Genomic DNA, 16,219 nt, shown 5'->3' on the forward strand with positions numbered 1-16,219 from the left:
CCGCATGCCCACTCCACACGGCCCGAACTCCCCGGAGTCCCTTGAGCGACACGCCCCGCCGCACCGGCACCTTTCCCGACAAGGACACGATCCTCGGCTTCATCCGCGACAGTGCGACTCCGGTCGGCAAGCGCGAGATCGCGCGCGCCTTCAAGCTGTCCGGCACCGCCGACCGCGAGCGGCTGAAGGAGCTGCTGAAGGAGCTTGAGGCCGACGGCACCGTCGAGCGCGGGCGCGGCAAGCGCGTCGCCCCGCCGCAATCCCTGCCGGAGGTCGCGGTGCTGGAGGTGTCCGCCATCGACCCCGACGGCGAGGTGCTGGCCCGTCCCCTGACCTGGACCGGCGAGGGCAAGCCGCCGCGCATCTTCATGATGCCGGAGAAGAAGGGCCACCCCGCGCTGGCCGTGGGCGACCGCGTCCTCGCCAAGCTCGCCCGCGTCAACGACCGCCTCTACGAGGCGCGCACCATCCGCCGCATCGAGGGCACGGTCGGCCGGGTCCTCGGCGTCTACCGCCCGGCCGCGGACGGCGGCCGCGTCATCCCGACCGACAAGCGCAACAAGACCGAGCTGATGGTCCTGCCCGCCAACCGCAACGACGCCGAAGCCGACGAGCTGGTGCTGGTGGACGTCCTGCCCGCCGGGCGCCTCGGCCTGCCGCAGGCGCGCGTGGTGGAGCGGCTGGGCCACACGGCGGAACCGCGCGCCGTCAGCCTGATCGCCATCCACACCCACGGCCTGCCGACCGACTTCCCGCCCGCCGCGGTGCGCGAGGCGCAGGCGGCCTCCGTTCCCTCCCTCACCGGCCGCACGGACCTGCGCGCCATTCCGCTGGTCACCATCGACGGCGCCGACGCCCGCGACTTCGACGACGCGGTCTGGGCGGAGCCCGACGGCGATCCGGCGAACGAGGGCGGCTGGCACCTGCTCGTCGCCATCGCCGACGTCTCCTTCTACGTACGCCCCGGATCGGCGCTCGACCGGGCGGCGTACGAGCGCGGCAACTCGGTGTACTTCCCGGACCGCGTGGTGCCGATGCTGCCGGAGGCGCTGTCCAACGACCTCTGCTCCCTGCGCCCGAACGAGGACCGCGCCTGCTTCGCCGTCCATCTGTGGATCGACCGCCAGGGGGCGCTTCGGCGGCACCAGTTCGTGCGCGGCCTGATGCGCTCCGCCGCGCGCCTGACCTACGAGCAGGTCCAGGCCGCCCGCGACGGAGCGCCGGACGAGGTCACCGCGCCGCTGCTGGAAACCGTCCTCCAGCCGCTCTACGGCGCCTTCGCCTGCCTCTGGGCGGCACGCGGAAAGCGCGGCACCCTCGACCTCGACCTGCCGGAACGGAAGGTCCGCCTGGACGACCGCGGACGGGTGGCGGAGATCGCCCCGCGCGAGCGCCTCGACAGCCACCGCCTGATCGAGGAGTTCATGATCTGCGCCAACGTCGCCGCGGCGGAAAGCCTGGAAAGCGCCGGCATGCCCGGCCTCTACCGCGTGCACGACCAGCCCTCGCCCGACAAGCAGGAGTCCCTGCGGGAGTTCCTGGGCGGCATCGGCTACGCACTGCCCAAGGTCCTGACGCTGACGCCGTCGCACTTCACGCGCATCCTCGCCAAGGCGTCCGGAAAGCCGGAGTCGCAGCTGGTCAGCGAGGTCATCCTGCGCAGCCAGTCGCAGGCCGAATACAGCCCGGAGAACATCGGTCATTTCGGCCTCGCACTGACCCGCTACGCGCATTTCACCTCGCCGATCCGGCGCTACGCCGACCTGATCGTGCACCGCGCCCTGATCCGCGCCCACGGGCTCGGCCCCGGCGGGCTGGACGACACGGCGACGGCCGGGCTGGAGGACATCGGCGAACACATTTCGGCCATGGAACGACGCGCCGCGGCGGCGGAGCGCGACGCGGTGGACCGCTTCACCGCGGCCTTCCTGGCCGACCGGGTCGGCGAGACCTTCACCGGCCGGGTGTCCGGCGTCACCCGCTTCGGCCTGTTCATCCGCCTGGACGAGAGCGGCGCCGACGGCCTGATTCCGGCCAGCACCCTGCCCGACGACCAGTACGAGCACGACGAGCACGCCCACGCCCTGGTCGGCCAGCGAACGGGCCGCGTCTACCGCCTCGGCGCGCCGGTCACGGTGATCCTGGTGGAGGCGGACCCGCTGACCGGTAGCACGCTGTTCGCCCTGCCGAAAGACCAGGACGCGGATCATCCGTTGCAATCCGGCCACCAGCCCGGCGCGCCGGTCCGGAAAACCCCATCCGCCTCGCGAAAGCGCGACCGTGGCCGGTAAGCCACATCCATGGAGTTTCCGCAACAAAGAGGTAAAGCGCCGACTTTTGTCGCGTCCGACCACTCCCCCGAAGTGATATTCCTTGGCCAATCGAATCCGGGCGTTCCCCGTCCGGATCCGCCTCTGGACAAGGAGGCCGCGTTCGGCGCGCCATGGGCATTCGCAATCGAGGATCTTCGCCGCGACGGCGCTTAGCAATCCCTCTCGCGGCCATCCCAATCGCAGCGGTCATGCTGATCCTCGGCCATCGGGGCGAACCACCCCCGCCGGCGGCCGCCGCCGACGCTTTCTTCATCAGCGAACAGGTCTTCTCCGTCGCCTACGGCAAGGTCGCCGAGGTGTACCTTCAGCCCGCCGACTTCACCAAGCTGGGGCTGGACGGGCTGAAGGGCCTGACCACCATCGACCCGGCCACGCGCGTGGAGCGGGCCGGCAACGCCGTACGCCTGTACGTCTCGGACAGCCAGGTCGGAGAGTACGCGGCACCGTCCGCCTCGGACGCGGCCGGCTGGGCCGCCCTGACCACCAAGGCCACGGAGCGCGCCCGCCTCTACTCGCCCACCTTGTACCAGGCCTCGCCTGAGCGGGTCTACCAAGCGGTCCTCGACTCGGTGATGGCTGACCTGGACGGCTATTCCCGCTACACCGGCACGACGCGGGCGACCAGCGAGCGCGCGCAGCGCGAAGGATACGGCGGCATTGGGCTGTCGCTGGAAACCAGCGCCAACCGCACGGTGATCCGCAACGTCCTGGCGCGCAGCCCCGCCGACCGGTCCGGCGTCCGCGACGGCGACCAGCTCCTGGCCATCGACGGCGAACTCACCGCCAAGATGTCAGAGGCGGAGATGCGCGACCGGCTGCGCGGCCCGACCGGGACCATGGTGCTGCTGACCATCGCGCGGGACGGCAACGCGCCGCGCCGCGCGCCGATCCGGCGCGAGCGCGTGGTCCCCAACACGGTCAGCATGACCGTCGCCGATCAGGTCGGCATCCTCAAGGTCGACCGTTTCAACGCCGCCACCGCCGCCAACCTGCGCGAGGCCACGGTGGCCGCACGGCAGAGCGTCGGCAAGGGCCTGCGCGGCTATGTGCTCGACCTGCGCGGCAACCCCGGCGGGCTGCTCGACCAGGCGGTGGCCGTGGCCGACCTGTTCATCGCCCGCGGCAAGATCATTACCACCGAAGGGCGGCATCCGGACAGCCGGCAGCGTTTCGAAGCGGCGCCGGACGACATCGCGGACGGCCTGCCCATGGTCGTGCTGGTCGACGGACGCTCCGCCTCCTCGGCGGAGGTCGTCGCGGCGGCGCTCCAGGACTCCGGCCGCGCCGTGGTGGTCGGCGCGTCCTCCTACGGCAAGGGCAGCGTCCAGACGGTGACCCGCCTGCCGAACGACGGCGAGCTGTTCCTGACCTGGAGCCGCATCTACACGCCCGCCGGCTACACGCTGCACCGGCAGGGCGTCCAGCCCACCGTCTGCACCAGCCGCGGCGGGCAGGACGACGCGTCCGCCCTGCTGACCGACCTGCGCGACGGCCGCGTCCGGCCCATGGCCCAGTTCGCCGGCTGGCGCGCGAAGGCCGCCGACGACGAGGACGCGCTGGCCCATCTGCGGGAAGCCTGCCCTTGGAAGGAGCATGAGCCGGAACTGGACCTGAAGGTCGCGCTGCGCCTTCTGTCGGAACCGACCATGTACCAGCGCGCGGTGGCGCTCGCCTCCAGCAACACGGTCGCGGAACGCTGAAGGCCAGGGGGCGCGATCCCTTGCGCGTCCTGGCCCTTCACCCTGCGAATTACAAGGGCTTGTGGGTTACAAAGACTTGACATGGCGGCTGTAGCGGGTATCTTCCCCCGCTACGACGCCGCCCCGCCGGGCTGGCGGGTCACGGAATTTTTGTCGGGATTGAGATCATGGCGAAGCAGAACACCGTCCTCATCAAGCTGGTGAGCACGGCTGACACCGGCTTCTTCTACGTGAAGAAGAAGAACCCGAAGAAGACCACCGAGAAGCTGTCGTTCCGCAAGTACGACCCGGTGGCGCGCAAGCACGTCGAGTTCAAGGAAGCCAAGATCAAGTAAGGTTTCCCGGAACCGCCGGAATCGAAAAGGCCGCCTGTTCAGGCGGCCTTTTGCATTTTCACGTCTTCGCACGAAACCGCTCACGGCCCCGGCGCTGCCGTCCCCAGCCCCCGCTTATGGCGCGGGAGCGGGGGCGGTCACGCCCTGGAAGTCGGAGCGCGGGTCGGCGATCACGCAATTGCGCCCCGACCGCTTCGCCTCGTACAGCGCCTCGTCGGCGCGGCGGATCAGCCCTTCGGACGAATCGCCCAGGCGCCCGCCCACGGCAACGCCGATGGACACCGTCACCGGAACCTCGCCGATGTCGGCGGACACCTTGAACATGCTGTTGGCGATCTGGTTGCGCAGCCGCTCGGCGACGGTCATGGCCGCCTCCACATCGGTGTCCGGCAGGATGACGACGAACTCTTCGCCGCCGAGGCGGGCGACCAGATCGAAGGTGCGCAGGTTGCGGCTGGCCCGGTTGGAGACCTCCTTCAGCACCTCGTCGCCGACGGTGTGGCCGAAGCTGTCGTTGACGACCTTGAAGTGGTCGATGTCGAACAGAAGGATCGCCACCGGCTTGTGGCTGTCGATCGCCCGCTCCAGCAGGCGCGGCAGATGGGCGTTGACGTAACGGCGATTGAAGACGCCCGTCAGGCTGTCGGTCAGCGCCATGGACAGGCTGTGCTCGTAGTTCGCGCGCAGCCGCTCCTGGTACCGCTTGCGCCGGACCTGCGTGCGGGCGCGGGCCAGCAGCTCGTTCCGGTCCAGCGGCTTGATGACGTAGTCGTTGGCGCCCAGCTCCAGGCCCTTGGCGACGCGGTTCAGGTCCCCCTCGTCCACCACCAGCAGGATCGGCACCTGCCGCGTCCGCTCGTGCGAGCGCAGCTGCGAGCACAGGCGCAGGCCGTCCTCGTTCATCAGGGTCAGGCTGATGACGACCAGGTCGAGGTCGTCGCTCAACGCGCGCTCCAGCGCCTTGGCGCAGGTGTTGGCCGACATCACGTGGTCGTGGTCGCGCTTCAGCGTCTCCGTGATCTTCTCCAGATCAAGGAGGGAGTCCTCCAGCACCAGCACCCGCGCGCGCTCGAAGGATTCGTTGCGCAGCGTGCCCGACCGTTCGATGACGCCGAACTGGCCCGACGTGCTTTCGCGCATCCGCCACTCGTCCATCATCATCTTCAGGCGGACGAGCGAGCGGACGCGCGCGAACAGCGCGATGTCGTTGACCGGCTTCGTCAGGAAGTCGTCCGCCCCGGCCTCCAGCCCGCGGACACGGTCGGCGACGTCGGACAGGGCTGTCACCATGACCACGGGAATGTGCATGGTGTCGGGGTCGGACCGGATCTTCTCGCACACCTCGAAGCCGTCCATTCCCGGCATCATGACGTCGAGCAGGACGATGTCCGGCGACTCCTTCCGCACCAGTTCCAGGGCTTCGGGGCCGTTGTAGGCGGTGATGACGTCGAAATACTCGCGCGTCAATTTCGCCGCGAGCAGTTTCACGTTCGGCAGGACGTCGTCAACGACAAGGACACGCGCGGACATGGCGAGGTTCGACCGATCCCGTGGGTTTGGTTAACTGAGAAACTTCTGAACGGATTGAAGGAACTTCGTCACGGAAATCGGCTTGGCGATGTAGTCCTCGCAGCCACCCTCCCGGATCTTTTCCTCGTCACCCTTCATGGCGAAGGCGGTCACGGCGATGACTGGAATGGATTTCAGCGCCTCGTCCTCCTTGATCCACCGCGTCACCTGCAGGCCCGACACCTCGGGCAGCTGGATGTCCATGAGGATCAGGTCCGGATGGTGCTTGCGCGCCAGGGCGAGCGCCTCCACCCCGTCGCGGGTCTGAAGGGTTTCATAGCCGTGCGCTTCCAGAAGATCGTGGAAGAGCTTCATGTTCAGCTCGTTGTCCTCCACGATGAGGACGCGCTTTACCGGCTTGCCTTCCGCCGACGACATCGTGTGGCCTTTCGGTTCCGCGAGCATCGAACCCCTCCCAGGGCTGTCGCCCGTCCCGGACGTGGCGGCCACTCCCGCGGGCGGACGCGTCAGGGACCGGTATAACCTGATCACTGTTGTGCCGCGACGGTTAAATTGTCGTTACTATCGCGGCATCGCCACACAGCATTTGTGGCGAATCGCCGGGCCGGCGCGGGGGTCGTCGCCCTCTCCGGCGCCGTCATGCGATCACGCGCTCGGCCGGGAAGTGCAGCGCGACGCGGGTACCCCGGCCCGGCGCGCTGTCCAGCACCAGCCGCCCTCCGTGCGCCTCGACCAGCGACCGCACGATGGGAAGCCCGAGGCCCGTGCCGGTCCGGTTGCGGATCCGGCCGGCTGGCACCTGGCGGAAGGGCTCCAGCACCATCGCGTGATGCTCCTCGGCGATGCCGATGCCGGTGTCCGCGACGGTGATGGACAGCCCATCCTCCGTCCGCGCGACCTCGATCACGACCGTTCCGCCGGGCTCGGTGTATTTGACGGCGTTGGAAACCAGGTTCAGCAGCATCTGGCACAGCGCCCGGCGGTCGGCGCGCAGCCGGGGCAGCGGCCGCGGCAGGACGGCGTCGAAGCTCAGTTCGGCGGACACCAGCGCGTGCTCCTGCAGGGCGTGGACCTCCGCGACGGACAGGGCGACGTCCACCTCGTCGTCGTGCAGGTCGAACCGCCCGGCCTCGATCTTCGACAGGTCGAGCACGTCGTTGATGATCTCGAGCAGATGGGCGCCGGACGCCCGGATGTTGCGGATGAAGTCGCGCTGGCGGTCGGTCAGCAGCCCGGAATCCGTTTCGAGCAGGAGTTCCGAATAGCCGATGATGGCGTTCAGCGGCGTGCGCAGCTCGTGGCTGACCTCGGTCAGGAACTTCGACTTGGTCCGGCTTCCGTCGTCGGCCCAGCCGTTCGATGCCGCGGTGACCTCAAGCGCACGAACGCCCAGGCTGACCGTGTCGGCGACGGCCTCGGCCATCGCCCGCTCGGCCGGCGGCACGACCCGCGGCTGGCGGTGATGGCCGAGCATCATTCCCCAGGGCTTTCCCGCCACCGTGATGGGGAGGCAGAGCGAGGCGCCAGCACCCGCCGGCAGCCAGCCCCCCGACGGCTCGTCGGCGTTGCCCTTGTCCTCGGCGATCACCTCGCTGTCGCCGGCCGCGTCGAACCGGCAAAAGGCCACCCGGTCCAATCCCGTCAGGCGACGGACCGTCCAGGCCGCGCGCGCCGCCAGGTCCCCGACATCGGTCGCCTCGCGCAGCGCCGCGAAGCCCGGCCGGATGACGTCCAGCATGTCCGTGATCCGCTGGTCAGCGGTCCGCTGATCATCCGGCGGATCCGTGGCCTCGCCGGCGGCAATCCCCGGGGGTTCGGCGGCGCGGTGCGCCGACGTGTCTGCGTCGATGGTGGGGAGAGCCGGAGGGTCGGACAGGAGAGGCCCCGTTTCAGTCGCGAAGTCCGCGAAGCTGAGGCCGAAGGCGACGTTCGGTCAAGGGGCCGAGGAGGGGGTGCGACAGGCTGTCCCGCTCCACCGCGCCCCGCCTTGACTCAGGCGGAGGCGCGCTCCGCCCTGCGGTGGCGGCGGTGGCCCTTGTTTCCGTACATGTGGGCGTCGGCCTTGCGCATCACCTCGTCCTCCTGGTCGCCGGCGCCATAGGCCTGGACGCCGAGCGAGAAGCGGATCGGCAGTTCGGCGCCGTTCCAATGGAGATGCCAGCCTTCGGCCATGTCCAGAAGCTGCTGCGCGCGCGCCGCGCCGGCATTGGCGTCCATCCCGGTCAGCAGGATCGCGAACTCGTCGCCGCCGATCCGCGCGACCACGTCCTCCCTCCGCACGGCGGCGGCGATCAGGCGCGCGACCTGCCGCAGGTAGGAGTCGCCGGTCAGATGCCCGTGGGTGTCGTTGATCCCCTTGAACCCGTCGAGGTCGATCATCACCACCACCCCGCCGCCCGTGCCGCCGGGCGCACCGATACGCCGGGCCGCCGCCAGCTCGCGCCGGAAGTGGTCGTAGAAGCCGCGGCGGTTCAGCAGCCCGGTCAGCTCGTCCGTCATGGTCAGGCTTTCCAGATGGGCGATCCGCTCCTGCTGCTCGGCGATGGTCGCCTGGGCGTCGGCCAGCAGCTGCTTGAGGAACTCCTGATCGAGCGACCGTGGCGTGCCCAGCCGCACCCCCCGCAGAACCGGCGTCCACGCCCTGCCCTCATGCTGGTCGGCGGCGGAGGCGCCGGAGTTCAAGGCGGGGTTCAGGGCGGCGACGATGGCGTTCATGGGCGGGCTCCTCATGATCGGCGAAACCTACGCCAACCCATCACGCAACCCCTGTGCCAATGTTGGATCAGCGCCACAACCCAGGATTCCCGCGGCTTTGCCCGCATCAGTGCCCATTCGCCGCCCCGGCAGCATTTTCCCACCCACACCCAGGTCGGCAAATTTTTATCGGTATTTTATTCAATTCCATTTCGAATTTTAGACAACCCGGTCGGGCGGCTCGGCGCCGGCGAAGAAGGCGTCCAGATTGTCCAGCGCCTTGAAGCCCATGGCGTTGCGCGTCTCCACCGTTGCGCTGCCGAGGTGGGGCAGCAGGAAGGCGTTGTCCAGGCCGCGGTAGTCCGGGTGCAGCCTCGGCTCATTCTCGAACACGTCGAGCCCGGCGGCGGCGATCCGGCCGCTGCGCAACGCGGCGATCAGGGCGGCGTCCTCCACCACGCTGCCGCGGGCGGTGTTGACCACGATGGCCCCCGGCGGCAGCCGGTCGATGCGGGCGGCGTTCAGCCAGTGGGTGGTTTCCGGCGTGGCCGGGAAGTGGAGCGACAGCACGTCGCTGACCGCCAGCATCGCCTCCGGATCGGCGTGGAAGACGGCGCCCTCCTCCAACTCCGCCGGCAGGCGCTTGCGGTTGCTGTAGTGGATGGTCATGCCGAAGGCGCGGGCGCGCCGGGCCACGGCCTGGCCGATCCGCCCCATGCCGACGATGCCCAGCCGCTTGCCGCCGAGGTGGGTGCCGAGCAGCTGCGTCGGCGTCCAGCCGGTCCAGGCGCCGGCGCGGATCATCCGCTCGCCCTCCGACGCGCGCCGGGCGGCGCCCAGCATCAGCAGCAGCGCGATGTCCGCCGTGGCGTCGGTCAGCACGTCCGGCGTGTTGGTCACCACCAGCCCGCGCGCCTTGGCCGCGGCCAGGTCGATGTGGTCCGTCCCGACGGAGAAAGTTGCCACGATGCGCACGCTGGCCGGCAAGGCCGCGATGGTGTCCGCGTTCAGCCGGTCGCCGGCCGCGCACAGGATGCCCTGGGCCCCTTCGGCCCGCGCCACGAGGTCGGCGCCGCCCAGCGGCGTGTCGTCGGGGTTCAGGCGGGCGTCATAGCCCTGCGCCGCGCGGGCTTCCACGGCGGCGGGCAGGCGCCGGGTGACCAGCAGGGTGGCCTGCGGGGTCGGCCGCGAAGCTTGGGCGTCGGTGCTCATGGGTGTATTCTCCCGTTTCCGTTTGTTCGGGTGGCCTTATTCAGGTGCCGGGCCTTCCGATCCGACATCGAAACACCCATAATCCATCCGACGACACCAATCACCCGTGGAAACCGTCTTGCAGAACCGCCGCTTCGCCGCCCGCCTCGCCCTTAGCGCGACCTTCGGCGCGTTCCTGGTGACCTCGGCATCCCTGCTGGCCTTGGCGACACCGGCCGCGGCGGCCCCCGGAACGCCGCCCTCCGGGGCGGCCCCTTCTGGATCGCCCCCTTCTGGATCGGCGGCCAACATCGTGCCGCACCGCGCGGTCTACAAGATGTCGCTCCTGTCGGCGCGCAACAGCTCCAAGGTCACCGACGTGCGCGGCCGCATGCTGTTCGAATGGGCCGACGCCTGCGACGGCTGGACGACCGAGCAGCGCTTCCAGCTGCGCTTCGCCTACTCGGAGGGCGACGAGATGGCGATGAACACCAACTACACGACCTGGGAGGCCAAGGACGGGCAGCGCTACCGCTTCAACGTCCGCAAGCTGATCAACGGCGAGGTCGACGAGGAGGTGCGCGGCGAGGCCGTGCTGGACAAGGACGGCAGCGGGTCCGCCAGCTTCTCCAAGCCGGAGCCGCAGGAGATGAAGCTGCCCGACCAGACCATGTTCCCGACCGCCCACACGCTGGCGATCCTGGACCATGCCGGTGCGGGCGAGCATTTCTTCAACCGCATCGTCTTCGACGGGGCCGACTCCGAAGGCGCCACCGAGGTCTCCACGGTCATCGGCACCGCCGCCGAGGCCAAGGAGGACGTGACCGACCCGCTGCTGAAGGGCAAGACGGCGTGGCCGGTGCGCATGGCCTTCTTCCCGCTGAAGAGCGACGCCGCCCAGCCGGAATACGAGATGAGCCTCCGCCTGCTGCAGAACGGCGTCGCCGAATCCATGCAGATCGACTACGGCGATTTCACCGTCAACGCGGTGCTGGAGAAGATCGAGGCCCTGCCCAAATCCGGCTGCTGAAGTCCGGCTGCTGATCCGGTCCGGCGAACCCCTTCACCCCCGCTTTACCATATCTTGAGGAACCCCGGCTAAGCATGGTCGCGCCGGCCCGCACCCACCTGGCGTTGCGGCAACGGCAGCGATGGCACGAGAGGGTTCGCGATGAGCAAGAAGCAGGTTCAGGTCGGCCAGGTGTTCCAGACCGTCGGCGCGACCAACGGCCGGTGCTGGCGCGTGAAGGCCACCGTGGTCCTGTTCGGGATCCCGCACGCCCAGGTCGTCAGCACGGAGGACGAGGGCGACTACAAGACCCTCAGCTGCCTCGTCCTGACCGACAGCAACTTCTACCGCCTGGTTCCCCCGCCGCCCCCCGGCAGCGTCGCGGCCTGACCAGAGCGGACCGAACAAAAAAGCCCCTCGTCCACGCGGACGAGGGGCTTTTTATTGTGCCGGTCCCCCTCCCCCATTGCAGGAGGAGAGGGACGGAATCAAACTTCAGTTCGCCGGCTTCGGCGCCTCCGCCGCGACCTTCGGCTTCGGCAGGTCCAGCTTCAGGTGCAGCTCGCGCAGGCGCGCCTGGTCAACCGGGGCCGGGGCCTGCATCAGCAGGTCTTCGGCGCGCTGGTTCAGCGGGAAGGCGATGACCTCGCGGATGTTCGGCTCGTCGGCCAGCAGCATGACGATGCGGTCGATGCCCGGGGCCGAGCCGCCGTGCGGCGGGGCGCCCAGCTTGAAGGCGCTGAGCATGCCGCCGAAGCGGGCTTCCAGCTCCTCCGGCGGGTAGCCGGCGATCTCGAAGGCCTTGTACATCACCTCCGGCAGATGGTTCCGGATGGCGCCCGACGACAGCTCCACGCCGTTGCAGACGATGTCGTACTGGTACGCCTTGATGTCGAGCGGGTTCATGGTGTTCAGCGCCTCCAGGCCGCCCTGCGGCATGGAGAACGGGTTGTGGCTGAAGATTACCTTGTTGGTCTCCTCGTCCAGCTCGAACATCGGGAAGTCGACGATCCAGCAGAAGCGGAAGGCGTTCTTCTCGATCAGGTCCAGCTCCTCGCCGATCTTCGTGCGGGCGAAGCCGGCCAGCTTGGCCGCCGGGCCGGGCTGGTCGCAGACGAAGAAGACCGCGTCGCCGTCCTCCAGGCCGACCACCGTGCGCAGCTCCGCCTGGGCGGCCTCCGGCACGAACTTGGCGATCGGGCCCTTGCCGCCGGCCGCCTCGAACAGGATGTAGCCGAGGCCCGGCGCGCCCAGGCCGCGGGCCCAGTCGTTCAGCTTGTCGAAGAAGCTGCGCGGCTTGTCGGCCACCTTCGGCGCGCGGATGGCGCGCACCACGCCGCCCTTCTCGATGGTCTGCTTGAAGGCGCGGAACTCGACGTCGTCGCGCTTGAAGACGTCGGTCACGTCGGTGATGACCAGCGGGTTGCGCAGGTCCGGCTTGTCGTTGCCGTACTTCAGCATCGACTCGGCAAACGTGATCCGGCGGAACGGCGCCTGGTCGATGACCGGCTTGCTCTCGCGACGGAAGGCGCCGAATTCATCGAAGATTCCGTGCAGCACCGGCTCGATGGCGGCGAAGACGTCCTCCTGGGTGACGTAGGACATCTCGAAGTCGAGCTGGTAGAACTCACCCGGCGAGCGGTCGGCGCGCGCGTCCTCGTCGCGGAAGCAGGGGGCGATCTGGAAGTAGCGGTCGAAGCCGGCGACCATCAGCAGCTGCTTGAACTGCTGCGGCGCCTGCGGCAGCGCGTAGAACTTGCCCGGGTGGTTGCGGCTGGGCACCAGATAGTCGCGGGCACCCTCCGGCGAGGAGGCGGTCAGGATCGGCGTCTGGAACTCGGTGAAGCCCTGCTCGATCATGCGGCGGCGCGCCGAGGCGATGACGCGGGAGCGCAGCACGATGTTCTCGTGGATGCGCTCGCGGCGCAGGTCGAGGAAGCGGTAGCGCAGGCGCACGTCCTCGCCGGTGTCGGCGTCCTGGTTGACCTGCAGCGGGATCTGCTCCGCCTCGCTCTGCACCGTCAGCTCGCCGATCTGCACCTCGATGCGGCCGGTCGGCAGGCGGTCGTTGATCGTCTCCGGCGTGCGCTTCACCACCTTGCCGGTCACCGTGATGACCGATTCCAGCTTCAGCCGCTCGGCCACATGGAAGGCCGGGTTGGAGGTATCGACCACGCACTGCGTCAGGCCGTAATGGTCGCGCAGATCGATGAACAGCAGCTGTCCATGGTCGCGCTTGCGGTTGATCCAGCCCGACAGACGGACGGTCTGGCCAGCGTTCTCTTCACGGAGCTGTCCGCAAGTGTGCGTGCGGTAGGGGTGCATGGGTCGAAACACCTTGGAAAAGGTCGGAATCCTGCGCGTAACGGCGGCCCGACACACCACACCGAGAGCGCCCGATTGTCAACCCTGCATCCGTGCTTTCGTGCCCTCCCGCCCAACCGGGCGGACATGCCGAAGGGCGAGCTTTCGCGCGGCCGCGCGCTCGTGTATGAAGCGATCATGACACTGATCACCACGACCGAAGACTTGGACGCCTTCTGCCGCTCGCTGGCGGGGGCCGAGTACATCACCGTCGACACCGAATTCCTGCGCGAGAAGACCTATTGGCCGCAGCTCTGCCTCGTGCAGGTCGGCGGTCCGAACGGCGCCGTCGCCATCGATCCCCTGGCGGAGGGAATCGACCTGGCCCCGCTGTTCCGCGTCATGGTGGATCCCTCGATCCTGAAGGTCTTCCACGCCGCCCGCCAGGACGTCGAGATTTTCTGGCACCTGACCGGCCAGATCCCGCACCCGCTGTTCGACACGCAGGTCGCCGCCATGGTCTGCGGCTTCGGCGAGAGCGTGGGCTACGAGACGCTGGTCACCAAGCTGGCCGGCGCCCGCATCGACAAGTCCAGCCGCTTCACCGACTGGTCGCAGCGCCCCCTGACCGACCGCCAGCTGACCTACGCGCTGTCCGACGTCATCCACCTGCGCCCGGCTTATGAAAAGTTGAAGCGCCGCCTCGTCCGCACCGGCCGCGCCCATTGGCTGGAGGAGGAGATGGCCGTCCTGACCGACCCGGCGACCTACCAGGTCGATCCGGAGACGTCGTGGCTGCGGCTGAAGGTGCGCACCAACAAGCCGCGCTTCATGGCCATCCTCAAGGAGCTGGCCGCCTGGCGGGAGCGCGAGGCACAGCGGCGCGACCAGCCGCGGTCGCGCGTCCTGCGCGACGAGGCGCTGCTGGAGATCGCGGCGCACGCGCCGACGACCGTCGACGACCTCGCGCGCACGCGCGGCATGGGCCGCGGCTTCGCCGAGGGGCGCCAGGGCGCCGACGTGCTGGCCTGCGTGCAGCGCGGGCTCGACCTGCCCGACTCCGAGCTGCCGCGCATCGAACCGCGGGAGGAGCCTCCGCCGGGTCTTCAACCGATCGTTGAGTTGCTGCGCGTGCTTCTGAAGATGAAGTGCGAAGAAAACAACGTCGCGTCGAAGCTGGTGGCGTCGGCCGCCGACCTGGAGGCGATCGCCGCTGACGACGACGCGCGGGTGCCCGCCATGCATGGCTGGCGACGCGAATTGTTCGGCGAGGACGCGTTGGCGCTGAAGCACGGCCGTGTCGGGCTTGCGGTTCTCGACCGGCGTGTCCGCATCGTGCCGACCGGGGTGGAAGACAACGCGTGACGGCGGGGCCGGATGGCCCCGCGCACCGCGCCTCACCTTGACAGAATCCCGCTTGTCCAAGGAAAATTTGAAACATTTTCCCCCAATTAACCACGCTTTAAGGCATTCTTAAAAAAGGATAGGGCTAATATCTCTTGGACACCGTATCCATGCCGTGTATCCGGCGGATCCGGTTCGCGGGGACACTGCCCGGCTTCGGGGGACGCGCACAACTTTTGTGCCGGCTTGGGGGAATTCGCGTATGAGCAGGTTTGGCGGCAGACCACCCATGGGGCGCGACCGCGTCCGCCTTTCCACGACGGAGAAGCAAGCCGCCGTGGCCGCCGCCAAGGACCAGAAGCCCGAGTTCGACAACGACAAGCTGCTGAACCTTCTGCGCTCCGCGAAATCCGAACTGCAGGGCATGCGGCTGATCCACATGCACCTGTCGCTGCTGAAGGACAAGGACCCGTCGAGCCAGATGATCGTCCGCACGATCATCCAGGAATTGGCCAACAAGGCTTCCTACCTCCAGTCCTTCAACATCTCCAACGGCGACGTCATCATCCTCTACAAGGGCCTGAAGCTGACGGGCGTCACCGACGTCTGCCAGAAGGTCGAGCAGATCTTCCTGTCGAAGACCACCCTGACCGGGCCCAACCCCTACAAGGAATATTCGCTCTACTCGATCATGGAACTGGCGTTGAACTTCATCAACGTCATCCGCTTCATCGAGGAGCTTCAGGCGACCGAGACGGGCAGCCACGTCACCGAGACGAAGCCGCCGATCACGCTGGAGGAGATGGCGAAGCTCGAACGCGCCATGCAGATGTTCGACCTCTCGCCCTTCCTGTTCAACCAGGCCATCGCCAACATCGGCCGCAGCGCCGACGAGGAAATGGCCTATTTCGAGCTGTACATCTCGATCAAGCTGCTCCAGGAGCGGCTCTGCCCGGACTACGACATCACCGCCAACAAGTGGCTGTTCAACTACTTCACGGCCAACCTCGACCAGTCGGTGCTGCGCGCGCTGAACCACGGGCTCAGCTTCATGCGCGGCCGGCGCATCGGCATCAACATCAACCTGTCGACGGTGATCTCCACCGGCTTCGTGAAGTTCGACGAACGCCTGCCGATCGACTTCCGCGGCCACGTCGTCCTTGAGATTTCCAAGGGCGACCTGATCGAGAACCTGACGCTGTTCAACGAAGTGGTGGAGTTCGCCCAGGACCGCCAGTACCAGATCGCGGTCGACGGCCTGAACCCCTTCTGGGTCACCAACTTCGACCTGGAATACCTGAACGTCGACTACGCGAAGATCTTCTGGTCCAGCGACATGCTGGAGATGGACCCGACCTTCGAGAAGTATTTCATGGACCGGATCAACGAGCAGGACCGCTGCAAGTTCATCCTGGCCCGCTGCGACAGCGTGTCGAGCCTCGTCTACGCCCACAAGGTCGGCATCACCATGGTCCAGGGCCGCGCCGTGGACAACATCCTGCGCAAGGGCGTCAGCGTCCGCGAAGCCATCTCCCACGCCAAGGTGGCGTGAGCGGCTTCTTACTCACTGCATTTCCGTCATCCCCGCCTTCGCGTAAAGGCGCGACTTAATCCCCTCTCCCCTCTGGGGAGAGGGTTAGGGTGAGGGGGTCCGGCTCTTGCCGGACGTACCAAAGTGGCGGGGGGGGGGGGGGGGGGGGGGGGGGGGGGCGGCCCCCCCCCCGCCGGGGGGGGGGGGGGGGGGGGGGGGGGGGGGGCCCCCCCCCCCCCCACACCCCC

The 16,219-nt window shown here is 68.4% G+C and carries 13 protein-coding genes; 7 read left to right on the top strand and 6 right to left on the bottom strand.

The window, feature by feature from the left end; translation table 11 throughout:
- Positions 1-41 precede the first annotated feature (41 nt).
- The 3 genes from rnr to rpmG all read left to right on the top strand — a co-directional run bounded on the left by rnr (position 42) and on the right by rpmG (position 4,368).
- A complete protein-coding gene (gene rnr, locus J2851_RS03010; protein WP_209763543.1) occupies positions 42-2,291 on the top strand; it encodes a ribonuclease R in 2,250 nt (749 codons plus the stop codon).
- 230 nt (positions 2,292-2,521) lie between these two features.
- Entirely contained in the window at positions 2,522-4,033 is a 1,512-nt protein-coding gene (locus tag J2851_RS03015; protein ID WP_209763545.1) for a S41 family peptidase, read from the top strand.
- A 167-nt stretch (positions 4,034-4,200) separates the two neighbouring features.
- Positions 4,201-4,368 carry a 50S ribosomal protein L33 gene (gene rpmG / locus J2851_RS03020; RefSeq protein ID WP_012974790.1) on the top strand — a complete coding sequence of 56 codons (168 nt, stop codon included), beginning with the start codon at positions 4,201-4,203 and terminating at the stop codon, positions 4,366-4,368.
- A gap of 114 nt (positions 4,369-4,482) precedes the next feature.
- Here rpmG and J2851_RS03025 read toward each other — a convergent pair whose 3' ends face one another.
- The 5 genes from J2851_RS03025 to J2851_RS03045 all read right to left on the bottom strand — a co-directional run bounded on the left by J2851_RS03025 (position 4,483) and on the right by J2851_RS03045 (position 9,804).
- Positions 4,483-5,898, bottom strand: a complete 1,416-nt coding sequence (locus J2851_RS03025) for a PleD family two-component system response regulator (protein WP_209763547.1) — start codon at positions 5,896-5,898, stop codon at positions 4,483-4,485.
- A gap of 30 nt (positions 5,899-5,928) precedes the next feature.
- On the bottom strand, positions 5,929-6,342 hold the full coding sequence (locus tag J2851_RS03030) for a response regulator (RefSeq protein WP_281415959.1): 414 nt from the start codon (positions 6,340-6,342) through the stop codon (positions 5,929-5,931).
- 193 nt (positions 6,343-6,535) lie between these two features.
- Positions 6,536-7,636, bottom strand: a complete 1,101-nt coding sequence (locus tag J2851_RS03035; protein WP_209763549.1) for a sensor histidine kinase — start codon at positions 7,634-7,636, stop codon at positions 6,536-6,538.
- Between the two features lie 254 nt (positions 7,637-7,890).
- Positions 7,891-8,613 (bottom strand): GGDEF domain-containing protein, encoded by a 723-nt coding sequence (locus tag J2851_RS03040; protein ID WP_209763551.1) that lies wholly within the window; start codon positions 8,611-8,613, stop codon positions 7,891-7,893.
- Between the two features lie 198 nt (positions 8,614-8,811).
- Complete coding sequence (locus J2851_RS03045; protein ID WP_209763553.1) at positions 8,812-9,804, bottom strand: 2-hydroxyacid dehydrogenase; 993 nt, start codon at positions 9,802-9,804, stop codon at positions 8,812-8,814.
- Positions 9,805-9,910: 106 nt separating this feature from the next.
- Here J2851_RS03045 and J2851_RS03050 point away from each other — a divergent pair, with 106 nt between their 5' ends.
- A complete protein-coding gene (locus tag J2851_RS03050; RefSeq protein WP_209763556.1) occupies positions 9,911-10,813 on the top strand; it encodes a cell envelope integrity EipB family protein in 903 nt (300 codons plus the stop codon).
- 141 nt (positions 10,814-10,954) lie between these two features.
- Complete coding sequence (locus J2851_RS03055; RefSeq protein ID WP_209763558.1) at positions 10,955-11,182, top strand: hypothetical protein; 228 nt, start codon at positions 10,955-10,957, stop codon at positions 11,180-11,182.
- A 105-nt stretch (positions 11,183-11,287) separates the two neighbouring features.
- Here J2851_RS03055 and aspS read toward each other — a convergent pair whose 3' ends face one another.
- The gene (aspS, locus tag J2851_RS03060) at positions 11,288-13,117 is read right to left on the bottom strand and encodes an aspartate--tRNA ligase (protein WP_209763566.1); all 1,830 of its coding nucleotides are present in this window, start codon (positions 13,115-13,117) and stop codon (positions 11,288-11,290) included.
- Positions 13,118-13,294: 177 nt separating this feature from the next.
- On the opposite strand from aspS, the gene rnd reads away from it, so the two are divergent.
- Positions 13,295-14,461: a ribonuclease D gene (rnd, locus tag J2851_RS03065; RefSeq protein ID WP_209763568.1), complete on the top strand. Its 1,167-nt coding sequence runs from the start codon at positions 13,295-13,297 to the stop codon at positions 14,459-14,461.
- A 241-nt stretch (positions 14,462-14,702) separates the two neighbouring features.
- On the top strand, positions 14,703-15,992 hold the full coding sequence (locus tag J2851_RS03070) for a hypothetical protein (RefSeq protein WP_209763583.1): 1,290 nt from the start codon (positions 14,703-14,705) through the stop codon (positions 15,990-15,992).
- The last annotated feature ends 227 nt before the right edge of the window (positions 15,993-16,219 follow it).

Source organism: Azospirillum rugosum, from assembly GCF_017876155.1.
Classification (GTDB): Bacteria; Pseudomonadota; Alphaproteobacteria; order Azospirillales; family Azospirillaceae; genus Azospirillum; species Azospirillum rugosum.

Bases quoted from the DNA above. Each gene is read 5' to 3' on its own strand.
- J2851_RS03015 (WP_209763545.1), top strand. From the start codon at position 2,522: ATGCTGATCCTCGGCCATCGGGGCGAACCACCCCCGCCGGCGGCCGCC.
- rnd (WP_209763568.1), top strand. From the start codon at position 13,295: ATGACACTGATCACCACGACCGAAGACTTGGACGCCTTCTGCCGCTCG.
- aspS (WP_209763566.1), bottom strand. From the start codon at position 13,117: ATGCACCCCTACCGCACGCACACTTGCGGACAGCTCCGTGAAGAGAAC.
- J2851_RS03035 (WP_209763549.1), bottom strand. From the start codon at position 7,636: ATGCTGGACGTCATCCGGCCGGGCTTCGCGGCGCTGCGCGAGGCGACC.
- J2851_RS03070 (WP_209763583.1), top strand. From the start codon at position 14,703: ATGAGCAGGTTTGGCGGCAGACCACCCATGGGGCGCGACCGCGTCCGC.
- rpmG (WP_012974790.1), top strand. From the start codon at position 4,201: ATGGCGAAGCAGAACACCGTCCTCATCAAGCTGGTGAGCACGGCTGAC.
- J2851_RS03040 (WP_209763551.1), bottom strand. From the start codon at position 8,613: ATGAACGCCATCGTCGCCGCCCTGAACCCCGCCTTGAACTCCGGCGCC.
- J2851_RS03025 (WP_209763547.1), bottom strand. From the start codon at position 5,898: ATGTCCGCGCGTGTCCTTGTCGTTGACGACGTCCTGCCGAACGTGAAA.
- J2851_RS03030 (WP_281415959.1), bottom strand. From the start codon at position 6,342: ATGCTCGCGGAACCGAAAGGCCACACGATGTCGTCGGCGGAAGGCAAG.
- J2851_RS03045 (WP_209763553.1), bottom strand. From the start codon at position 9,804: ATGAGCACCGACGCCCAAGCTTCGCGGCCGACCCCGCAGGCCACCCTG.
- J2851_RS03055 (WP_209763558.1), top strand. From the start codon at position 10,955: ATGAGCAAGAAGCAGGTTCAGGTCGGCCAGGTGTTCCAGACCGTCGGC.